11 protein-coding genes are annotated in these 9,981 nt (G+C 69.9%); 4 read left to right on the plus strand and 7 right to left on the minus strand.

Features of this window, described 5'->3' with window-relative positions:
- Positions 1-294: 294 nt before the first annotated feature.
- Together VGR06_RS43565 and VGR06_RS43570 are read left to right on the plus strand one after the other, a co-directional pair.
- Complete coding sequence (locus VGR06_RS43565) at positions 295-537, plus strand: DUF1003 domain-containing protein (protein ID WP_327565149.1); 243 nt, start codon at positions 295-297, stop codon at positions 535-537.
- A gap of 673 nt (positions 538-1,210) precedes the next feature.
- Complete coding sequence (locus tag VGR06_RS43570; protein WP_327565150.1) at positions 1,211-3,946, plus strand: ATP-binding protein; 2,736 nt, start codon at positions 1,211-1,213, stop codon at positions 3,944-3,946.
- Here the strand turns inward: VGR06_RS43570 and VGR06_RS44240 are convergent.
- A complete protein-coding gene (locus VGR06_RS44240; protein WP_414637467.1) occupies positions 3,851-4,324 on the minus strand; it encodes a YibE/F family protein in 474 nt (157 codons plus the stop codon). The genes VGR06_RS43570 and VGR06_RS44240 overlap by 96 nt on opposite strands.
- A gap of 122 nt (positions 4,325-4,446) precedes the next feature.
- Here VGR06_RS44240 and VGR06_RS43580 point away from each other — a divergent pair, with 122 nt between their 5' ends.
- Positions 4,447-4,581 carry a hypothetical protein gene (locus VGR06_RS43580; protein ID WP_327565152.1) on the plus strand — a complete coding sequence of 45 codons (135 nt, stop codon included), beginning with the start codon at positions 4,447-4,449 and terminating at the stop codon, positions 4,579-4,581.
- Positions 4,582-4,613: 32 nt separating this feature from the next.
- Here VGR06_RS43580 and VGR06_RS43585 read toward each other — a convergent pair whose 3' ends face one another.
- The 4 genes from VGR06_RS43585 to VGR06_RS43600 all read right to left on the minus strand — a co-directional run bounded on the left by VGR06_RS43585 (position 4,614) and on the right by VGR06_RS43600 (position 7,386).
- Positions 4,614-4,955 carry an acylglycerol kinase family protein gene (locus VGR06_RS43585; RefSeq protein WP_327565153.1) on the minus strand — a complete coding sequence of 114 codons (342 nt, stop codon included), beginning with the start codon at positions 4,953-4,955 and terminating at the stop codon, positions 4,614-4,616.
- Positions 4,956-5,711: 756 nt separating this feature from the next.
- On the minus strand, positions 5,712-6,308 hold the full coding sequence (locus VGR06_RS43590) for an HdeD family acid-resistance protein (protein ID WP_327565154.1): 597 nt from the start codon (positions 6,306-6,308) through the stop codon (positions 5,712-5,714).
- A 121-nt stretch (positions 6,309-6,429) separates the two neighbouring features.
- A complete protein-coding gene (locus VGR06_RS43595) occupies positions 6,430-6,861 on the minus strand; it encodes a hypothetical protein (RefSeq protein WP_327565155.1) in 432 nt (143 codons plus the stop codon).
- Between the two features lie 60 nt (positions 6,862-6,921).
- A complete protein-coding gene (locus VGR06_RS43600) occupies positions 6,922-7,386 on the minus strand; it encodes a hypothetical protein (RefSeq protein ID WP_327565156.1) in 465 nt (154 codons plus the stop codon).
- A gap of 277 nt (positions 7,387-7,663) precedes the next feature.
- Between VGR06_RS43600 and VGR06_RS43605 the strand changes: the two genes are divergently transcribed.
- Positions 7,664-7,831: a hypothetical protein gene (locus VGR06_RS43605; RefSeq protein ID WP_327565157.1), complete on the plus strand. Its 168-nt coding sequence runs from the start codon at positions 7,664-7,666 to the stop codon at positions 7,829-7,831.
- Positions 7,832-8,474: 643 nt separating this feature from the next.
- Here the strand turns inward: VGR06_RS43605 and VGR06_RS43610 are convergent.
- Both VGR06_RS43610 and VGR06_RS43615 read right to left on the minus strand, forming a co-directional pair.
- On the minus strand, positions 8,475-9,332 hold the full coding sequence (locus VGR06_RS43610) for a class I SAM-dependent methyltransferase (protein ID WP_327565158.1): 858 nt from the start codon (positions 9,330-9,332) through the stop codon (positions 8,475-8,477).
- 111 nt (positions 9,333-9,443) lie between these two features.
- The coding region (locus VGR06_RS43615; RefSeq protein ID WP_327565159.1) for an alpha/beta hydrolase at positions 9,444-9,981 on the minus strand (538 nt) is incomplete at its 5' end.

A 9,981-nucleotide genomic window follows, 5' to 3' on the forward strand; every position in this document is an offset into this window, starting at 1 on the left:
GCTTCAAACTGGTACCCACCACGCTGGTGGTGGAGTCCATCGGCACGATCATCCTGGCGGTAACCGCCGCGCTGGTGTTGCGGTCGCGACGAACACCCTGACGGTGCACCGGCACCTTCACACCTTTGTGCCTACGCTCTGATCATCGGCAGCCAGAGAGCCGCCCGCAGCATCCCGTCGTCGTCGCGCATCAGGCTCAACGGGCGGCGGACCTTCAACTGCGGATCGCGGACGCGATTACCGCCTTCGCGGGGTCGATGCGTCTACATTCACGCCGCGCTGTTCGGCATCTGGATGCTGTTCATCGAGTCCGACCCGTGGCCGAAGCTCACACTGATCGTGTCGTTGGAGGCTATCTTCCTGTCCACCTTTGTCATGATCGGCCAGAACCGGCAGTCAGACTTCCAACAGGCCAAGGCAAATCATGACTTCAACGAACAGGAACTGGAACTCAAGACCAACACGGATCTGACTCGCGCGATCCATACCATGACCACCGAGCTGCATCGGCGGCTGCTCGATGAGCCCGCCCAGTAGCGTGCCCGGAGCGTTGTCGACGGCGAGGCTGAATCGATCCGTTCGCGAGACAACGCACCGGAACGTCCTCACAGCCGCTGGGCGAGCGCGCCCTTACGACTTCGTCGGCGATCTCGTGGTCTTCGATCCCGGTCAGTCGACGCTTGCGCACATCTCAGCTAGGCCAAGCGTCGGGCGGTCGCGCCAACCGCGCGCTCATCTGCCGCGTCGAGGGCGGTGGCGTCAGCGGTGACGCAACGTGATACATGACCACTTTCTCTGTCTCCGATCAAGCTCTCACATCTTCTGACTCCCGTGTTCTTCAAATGGCGGCGGCCGCCTAACCCAGCCTTGTTGATCTCACTTTTTCAGGTCTGAGAAGCTAGGTGATGGCCGGTCGCCTAGGTATGCCTAGGCGGCCGGCGCAGCCCTGCTAAACCCCCTGACCAGCGAAGATAGGTAAGTGCTTCCGATGTGGCAGCTCCCTTACGAACCGAGGATTGATCCATCAGCGGTTGACAAGGAGACAAGCCATGTTGATGCACCCGGACCTGTTGCTGGCTCAGGCGAAAGAACGTCGGCGTGAGCTGATCGCCGAGGCCGACAGGGAGCGCCTACTCACTATCGCCTTCCGTGCCCGCCGGGGCAAGAAAGCCCCGGCCGTCCGCGGACAGCCCACCGGTACCCTGGCGTCGTGCGAACCATCCGCGGCGGTGCCAGCCCGGTGATGATCGGGCGGGAAAGCGAGCTGCGCCGGTTGGCGCAGCTCGCTTCGGCGCGTGAGCCGGCGGTCGCGATCATCGCGGGCGAGCCGGGCATCGGAAAGACCCGACTGGTGCATGAGCTGCTGTCGACTGTGCCGGCAGACACCGTGGTGCTGGTCGGCCAGGCGGAGCCCGGCTCGCTGGCCCGGCCGTACGAGGTGCTCCTGGACGCCATCGACGGCCGCCCGGTCGACGAGGAGCAGCTGGCGGCCCTCGCGGACCCGCGGCGCAGCCCGGTCGAGCGCCTGCACACCGGCCTCGCCATCCTGGCCGACCTGGTCGGCGACTCCGCCGCGGTCATCGTCTTCGAAGACCTGCACTGGGCCGACTCGGAGAGCGCGGCGCTGTTCGAGCGGATCGCCGACCGGCTCGGGCCGTGGCTGCTCATCGGCACCTACCGGCCGGAGGAGGTGACCCGCCGCCAACCGGTTGCCGGTCTGCTGGCCCGGATGGAACGCCGGCACGCCGTCACCCACGTACGCCTGGATCGTCTCACCCCCTCGCAGACCGCGGCGTTGCTGGCGGTGGCCACCGGCGCTCCGGCGCCGCTGCGTGCCGCGACGGCGCTGCACCACCGCACCGGGGGCAACCCGTTCTTCGTGGAGGAGCTGCTGCGCGCGCTGCCCGGGTACGACGTAGAGGCGCTGGTCGAGCAGCCGCTGCCGTGGAGCCTCGCCGACGTGCTGCGCCGCCAGGTCGACGACCTCGACCCGGTCAGCCAGCGCATCGTCGAGGCGGCCGCCGTGCTCGGCCACCGCATCCCGTTCGACTTGCTCGCCGGCGTGACCGGTGCGGGCGAGGACGAGCTCATCGCCGTGCTGCGCTACCTGGTCACCCGGGGCGTCCTGGTCGAGTCCGGTGAGGACGAGTTCGCGTTCCGGCACGCGCTGGTGCGCGAGGCGATCGCCGACCAGATGCTCGGCCGGCAGCGCCGCCGGCTGCACGAGGCGGCGCTCGACGTACTCCTGAGCGGTGGCGCCTCCGACCCGGCCATGGTGGCGCACCACGCCCGCGGCGCCGGCCGGTACGACGACATGGTCGCCGCGGCCCGCCGCGGCGCCGCGCTCTACCTCTCCATCGGCTCGGCCTATCAGGCCCTGCAGCTGGCCGAGATGGGCCTCGACGAGGTGCCCGACGACGCCGACCTGCTCGCCGGCGCCGCCCGGGCGGCGTGGCTGGCCGGGCTGTTGGATGACGCACTGCGGTACGGCCGGCGCTGGCGGGACCTTGCCACCACCACGACCGACCGGGCCGAGTCGCTGTACCTCCTGGTCCGGATCGCGTGGGAGTCCCGTGAGACCGACGAGATGCGCGCCCTGACCCACGACATCGAGACCCTGATCGCGCAGCTGCCGCCCGGCGCCGACCAGGCGCGGGCGATGACCGCGATCGCGCAGTCGGCGTACCTGCGCGACGATCTCGACGCCGCGCTGCTCTGGTCCGACCGCGCGCTGGCGCTGGCGGACGAGTTTGACCTGCCGGCCGTGCGCCTGGCCGCGCTGGTGGAGAAAGGCTCGACGCTCACCGAGCGCCCGCAGAGCGCCGCCGACGGCCGGGAGATCCTGTCCAGCCTCGTCGACGAGGCCGAGAAGGCGGGCGAGTGGGTGCTGGCCGCCCGTGCCCTCAACACCCTGGTGCAGGGCGAGCCGCCCACCTCGCCGGCCGAGCACGCCGCCACCCTGGAACGGATGCGGGTCGACGCCGAGCGGGCCGGCTTCGAGTCGCTCGCGGTGGCCGCGTACTTCCAGGGCCGGGCCCGGCTCGCGATGCGTGCCGGTGACCTGCGCGCCGCGATCGCGGCGCTGGAGGAGGGGCGCGAGCAGGACCGCGGCTACCAGCGCCGGGGCCGCTGGGCCGACTACCACGGGGTCTTCCTCGCCGGGCTCTACCTGGAGGCCGGCGAGCTGGGCCGGGCCGAGCAGCTCATCACCGACCTGGCGGCGCTGCCCAACAACCCGCCCACCACGATTCCCGGCCTCGCGTTCCACCTCGCCTGCCGCCGCGGCGACCTCCCGCGCGCCGAGGCGACCCTGGACGAGCTCATCGCGGCCCTGGCCGAGCAGACGTGGCGCAGCGGCGACCAAGCCCACGACCTGATCTCCGCCGCGCTGGAGATCGGCCTGCCGGCGCACCGGGTCGACCAGATGGCCGCCGCGCTGCTCGACGCCGACGTCTGGGACGCCTACCGGACGCTCGTCGACGCCCAGCTCGCGGAGGCGCGCGGCCAGCACGCCGAGGCGCTGGCCGGCTACCTGTCCATCGCCGAGGCCCACATCCTGGGGCCGGCGACCCGCGGCACCGTACGCGTCGGCGCCGCCCGCTGCCTGCTCGCGGGTGACCGGCGCGTGGAGGCCACCGCGCAGGTGGAGGCGGCCGCGTCCCTGCTGGCCGAGTGGCGCGGCTGGCGGGTGGCCCAGCTCGCCCAGGTCCGCGCCCAGCTGGGCATGGCTCCGGTCGACGCGCCGCCCACGGTCACCGGCCCGGCCGCGCTCACACCCCGCGAGCGGGAGGTGGCGGTGCTGATCAGCGACGGGCTGACCAACACGGAGCTGGCCCGGCGGCTCTACATCTCACCGAAGACCGCCGCCGTTCACGTCTCGAACATCCTGCGGAAGCTGGGCGTCTCGTCCCGGACCGAGGTGGGCGACCTCGTCGGGCGGGGCTGACAGCCACCCGCCGGTGCGGACCTCCTTCGCGAAGCTCGACCTCCGCCAGCGTGGCGTTCCCGTCTCGGCGCCTTGTCGTCGGCCCTCTCCGGGGCACGCCGCGCCGCGATAGCGACCAGCGCGGTGGTGATCGGCGCGGCGGCCATCAGCCCCATCGTGCCGACGACGCCTGCGGACGATCTCCTGGGCCAACATCTGCGTGGTGAGCACCTGCCCCAGCGGCGAGTTGCCGGCGGCCAGCAGGATGAGTAGCGGCAGCGAGATACCCGCGTACGCGAGCACCAGCGTGTTGATCACCGAGGTGATGTGCGCCCGGCCGACCCGGGACGCGGTCTGGTACAGCCGCGTCGCCCACTCCGACGGGTTGGCGTGGGCCAGCTGGAGTCTTGCTCAAGGGTCCAAGCCCTCGGCCTGCTGCCGCAAGCCCACGTCCCGCCGCACCTACGGCGCGCGCTGGATCGCATCCCCGGCCCCGTCGGCACCGACCGGCCCTCGCCGAGGTGAGCGGTGACGAGCTGGGAGAGCCGCTGACCGCCCTCTGGGGCAGCTTCGCGCCGGCCACCTGGAATCAGCGCCTGGCTGTCCTGGGTGAGTACGTCGCGCACTACAACGAGCACCGGCATCGACCGCACTGACCTGCCGTTGCCAACGCGTCTGCCGCCGACTGCTAGGCCAGCGCGGACGCTGGATCCGTGATGTCCAGGCCGAGATCCCGGGCGAAGTGGTTGCGGGTCCCGGCCGGGATCACCACCAGCGGCCGCTGCGCCTCGGCGGCCACCGCGGCCACCGCCGAAACCGTGCCGTCGCCGCCGGCGACGCCGAGAACCCTCGCTCCTTCCGCGATGGCGATCCTGGCCAGCGACGCCGCATCCTGGCTCGGGTCGGTCAGCCTGACCTGCGCGCCTGCCCGCTCCACGAGCCGGAAGCGGGCCATCTTCCCGCCGCCGGAGCGCGGATTCATCACCGCCACCGTCACTTCGGCGGACAACTGATCACCGCCGTTCGCCATCGCGATCACCTCAACGTCGCCGCGCGCGGGGCCAGATGCCGCACCGCCCCACGGCAGAGGTTGCCGGTGACTGCCCCGATAGCGACGTCGGACGAGTGGTGCGCACCCGGGTGAACCCGTGGGTGGGTAGGCGACGGTCGCGGCGGCCACGTGCAGGTGCAGCCGAAGAGTGGACGCTGCCTGCCCCATCGCCGATGCGAACGCGGAGGCCGCGTGGCCTGAGGGAACGACGTGGAGACCGGCCGCCGTATCCAGCGGGAGTCCGGCACCGGAGGGTCCTCCGACCGGGCGGGTCGCTGCTGGCGAGCGAGGGGGTTTAAGGCCTAGGTTCGCCACCGCCGAGGTCAGCGCGACGGCCAGCACTCCCTGGCAGGCCGCCCGCCGACCCCGACCGGCGGCCACGGCGGCGTCGGTCACCAGCCACAGCCGCGAATAGTTCGCCGCGTTCGACACGCCCACCACAGCCGGTCGAGGCAGGGCGTCGCCGTACCCACGACGGCCTCGTACACGGCCTGGTTCACGGCATCGACCAGAGCGTGCAACCCACTCAGCCAACCCATGTGATCCACGCTGCAGCCACGCACCGGCGTCGTCATCGCGGCTCCCTCCTACGCCCCGGCAGTTGGCACCCTCGGCCGCCGCTGGCCGTCCGCCGGCCCGAAGGCGGTCGAGGGTAAACCTCGGAATGCAAGGGCGGGCGCGGCGTTGGCCGCCTGGCGCATCGACGGCCGTCGCCATGCTCACCCGGGCGACCAATCATGCGATCAGCCGCTCCGCCCGCCTGCCGGCTTGGCGTACGGCGAAGGCGGCGAAGATCTCGTTCACCCCGTGGAAGATGGCCCACACCCCTACCAGGGTCACCAGCGTCCACAGCGACCGCTGCCAGGAGTGTACGGCCCAGACCCCCAGCACCAGCTCGGCGATCCCGAGCAGCAGCCCGGTCCACCACCAGGGCGCCTTGGGCCCGGCGAGCGCGCTGACCAAGTGCACGATGCCGAAGATGATCAGGTACCAGGCGACCAGGATCGACACGACGTACAGCGTGACGTCTGGCCAGACGAAGGCGATGATCCCGGCGGCGATGCCGAGAATCCCGGCCACGATCAACAGCCAACGCCAGCTGTGGACCCGGCTGGCCACCACTAGTTGGGCGATGCCGCCGAACAGGAAAGTCACGCCCACGAGCGTGGCCACTACGGCGAGGCTGCCCACCCGGTACGACAGCACGAACATGCCCAGGCCGGTCCACAGGATCCCGAGAACCAGGAACCACCACCAGGCGGCGGACACCTCCCGCATCCCGGTCCGGACGCGGCCCGGCAGGTCGTCCGTGCGCCTCACATCGCTTGTCACACCAACCTTTCCTGCTCTCCCTGCGGCCGCGCGGAGGCCCGATCCCATGTCTACAAGCCCGCCGCGCGGCCGCTCACAACTGGTGCTCATATGTGGTGCAGTGACCCGCCGTACCGGCCGGTCAGGAGCCCGCCGCCTTCGCGAGCTCGGCGGCGTGGGCGCGGGCGTCGATGGCGTCTAACATGGCCAGCTGCGCGTTGTCCAATGCCCACTCTGCGAAATCGATAGCGTCGGCCGCGTCAGCGTCGGCCCAGTCCGCGTCGCTGGCGGCGACCTTGGCGTCCATCTGCCGGTTCCGCTTGTCGATCTTGGCTTTGATGTCTTCCCTCTTGGCCGCGGCATCGGCCCTGGTCTGCGCCCACTTGCTGCGTGCGCTGGAGGCGGCCTGGTCGGCCTGCTGCTGTGCGTTCTTGACGGCCTGGTCGAGGTCGGCCTGGGCCTGGTCGACTCGCTTTCCGATCTGCTCACGGGACTCGGTGGCGGCCGCCTGCACCGCCGCCTTGGCCGCCGTGACGCGCTGCTCAAAGGCGTCGAGTCGTGCGGAGTAGTCCATTGTTCCTCCCTGGATTGCATCGATTTGCCGGTCTGAGCCGCGCCTCTGTCGGCGGATGGCTCATCGCGGCTGAACAGATTGCTCAATGGCACTGCAGCCCCAGATGACCGCTGCGTTTGCCGTCCACGTCAGTGCAGGCATCACCTGGGCCGGGTGAATCCCATGACCGGCGGTGGCGCGCCACGACGGTCGATCGGTATCCCGGCTGTGGCGGTCGCACGTGCGGTGTCTGCGGCAAATAAACCGGCCGACGTCGGCAATGACGGCGGTGCGCCGGAGCATTGGCATCCAGGGCGGACCGCGCGGCAGTTCCAGCCGCGCCGCCTGCACTCGATCCGCTTGCTGCGCCACGGACACCCGCCTCAGGCCCATCCGCGCACGTGTAACGGGTCGGCGTTGGCAGTGCGCGCGCCGTCCTTGCCGACCGGTCCGATCCCCGCCGAACGCCAGTGCGTCGCTGTGGCGCTGATTGCTGAGCGTGTGCCGCTTCTGCCGCCCGGCGTCGACCCGGTACCGGAACGCCATCGCCAGCCTCCTTGCGGTCGCCGTCACCCGGTCAATCACGACCGAGGCTTGTACGCCACGTCGAAGAACAACAGGGACTTTGGGCCCGAAGTTGTGTGTTCCATACCCACCGGCGCGGCGTCCACTCATCGGGACCTTCGGCCCGATCGCCACCTTGAGCCACCTCGTGGATGGCGATCTCGGTCTAGGTGCGGCTGCACCACGGCCCCCGCCCGTTGCCGAGCGCTTCGACGAGCCCCCGACCTGCTGGGTGCACGCGATTTCGTGGGTGCGGGCGATGACCGGCCGGCTCAGCTGGAGCCTGCCGAGCGCGGGCGATGGTGGCGAAGACAGTGAGATTGAAGATGCCACCGAAGTCGTGGTCGGCGACGAATGGAGCGGAACGGTCGAGCTGCGGCGGGAAAAGGTGGTGTCTTGTTTGGCCGTTCATGCGAGGGCCAGGTAGGCACGGTGTCGGGCTCGCCTCGGCCGTCTTGCTCTGGTAGATGTTGCTCACAGCGGTCCCCTTCCCGTGTCGTCGCAGCGACTTGGCGGTTGCCCGACACCCACCACTCGGCAGGTCACGGGCGGGGGACCGCCACTCTCAAAGTTCTACAAAGATCGAGACATCCTCGCCCTGTCCGCCCCACGGTGTGTGGACGAAGGCAGACGGGATGGCTGGAAGCGCCTTCGGCTAGCTAGTCATGGTGGTCTATTGTTCTAGTGAGGGCATCCGGGTAGCGCGACAATCGAGCCATCACCGGAGAGGCGGCCATGACGGAAGATCACGGTCATACGGAGCGGTTCTCTGACGAAGAGTTTGCGTTCCTTCGACACGTCCGCTTCGGCGAACTGCCTGGACGAGTTTCGCCTCAGGACCGCGTCGAGCTGACTGAGACCGAGCCCCGCCGCGACCTGCCCGAGCCAGAACCGGCACCCTGGTATCCCGGGGCATAGCCAAATGCCAGGCTCCGAAAGCGCAGCACAGAAGTACAGCAACGTCGCGACCGCAGTGCACCGAGGTGGAGTCCGAGATCCGGTGTAAATCGATGGGCGTGTTTCGGCTTCCTGGTCAGGTTATGCGATGGTGCTGACAGTTTTCGGGTTGATCAACTGAGTGAGCGCGGTCGTGGTCCCGCTCGGTGGCGATGAGCGGTGATGATCCAGGCGCGGGAGTTGAACCAGACACCGTCGTCGCTCAGGTGCGCGGCGAGCGCCTGGCGTAGACGCTCGTCCGCGCGCGTCGCGGCGGCGGGATCCAGCCGCTTCAGGACTTCGCTGGTGCACGTGAAGCCGCGGACCCAGTCGAGGGCGGCGGCCACGTCCGGACCGTAGTAGACCGGTTCGTGGACATCAATGAAGGCGATGCCAGCGAACCCTGCAGCCTGCAGGATCTCCTTCACGGTCGGCGGGTCGGCGAGCGAGAACGGATCCGGTCTCCCGGAAGCACCGGCCATTGGCCCTTCGGCTGCTTCGAGGGATTGGTGGATAGCGACGTCCCACTCATTGCGCTCGTGGGCCTGCCAAACCATCATCACCAGGCGCCCGGCCGGGCGCAGCGCGCGCCCGATGTTGGCGAACGCGGCGACGGGGTCGTCGAAGAACATCGTGCCGAACCTGCTGATCGCCAGGTCGAAGCCCTCCGGCGGAAAGCGGTGGACCTGCGCGTCGGCACGCTCGAAGGTGACGTTGCGGAGTCCTTCGGCCCGGGCCAGCTCGCGGGCGCGCTTGATCGCGGGCGCCGAGATGTCGACTCCGAGCGCACTGCCCGCCCGGGCCGTACGCGCGGCCTGTCGGGTCGTCTGCCCGGTGCCACAGCCGATGTCGAGGACGTGGTCCTGGAGCTGGACGCCAACCGCTGGGCGCAGTACCTCGTTATGCCGCCGTAGTTCGGCGTCGTAGCTTGCGGCGTGTCGCATCGCGGTCCCTTCACGGCGGCCCGGGGCCGACTGGGCGCTGTTGGTCACCGGCATTCATCATGAATGGCCCCCCGCTACTCAGCCCCCTGGGCCGGTTAGCCCGCCGGAGACCGGCAGGAATCCTGAGCGCATGGGAAGGAAGGCAGGCCACGATGCCGGCTAGTGACCGCCGAGCAGTCCTTGCTCGGCGGCGTACGCGTCGAGGCGGTCCACGAGCTCGCGCGGGCGGCTCAGCGCGGGGGTGTGCCCACCGTCGATCTCATCGGGGGTGATGCCCAGGCGCTCTCGGGCGACGCGGCGAAGGAAACCAGGGGGGAACAGACGGTCGTCGCGACAGATCAGGACCCGCGTGGGGACGCCGGGCCAAGCCCGCAGCGGCGACGGTTCCCCCATCCGGGCCTCAGACTGGCTGCGCGCTCGGTTCAGCGCCTCGGCGGCCAGCTCCGGCGAGACATCCTGGTAGAACAGGGCGATCGTATCGTCGTATCGGTCCCGTACCTCCTCGTTATATCTCGTATGGGCCCAGTAGGCGGCGGGCGCCTCTCCCGGCGCGGGGATCATGGGCGCGACCAGGATGAGCAGTTCCACCGCCACCCGGTCGCAGACGAGCGGGGCGGTGAAGCCGCCGAGCGATTGCGCGACGACGATGAGATTGGTTCGGTCGCCGATCGCGCCGACCACGGTGTCCGCGTACTCG

The organism is Actinophytocola sp. (assembly GCF_036002505.1).
Classification (GTDB): Bacteria; Actinomycetota; Actinomycetes; order Mycobacteriales; family Pseudonocardiaceae; genus DASYTH01.

Coding starts and splice junctions, on each gene's coding strand:
- VGR06_RS43595 (WP_327565155.1), bottom strand. CDS start 6,861: ATGGACTACTCCGCACGACTCGACGCCTTTGAGCAGCGCGTCACGGCG.
- VGR06_RS43600 (WP_327565156.1), bottom strand. CDS start 7,386: ATGGCGTTCCGGTACCGGGTCGACGCCGGGCGGCAGAAGCGGCACACG.
- VGR06_RS43605 (WP_327565157.1), top strand. CDS start 7,664: ATGACCGGCCGGCTCAGCTGGAGCCTGCCGAGCGCGGGCGATGGTGGC.
- VGR06_RS43585 (WP_327565153.1), bottom strand. CDS start 4,955: ATGGCGAACGGCGGTGATCAGTTGTCCGCCGAAGTGACGGTGGCGGTG.
- VGR06_RS43565 (WP_327565149.1), top strand. CDS start 295: ATGCTGTTCATCGAGTCCGACCCGTGGCCGAAGCTCACACTGATCGTG.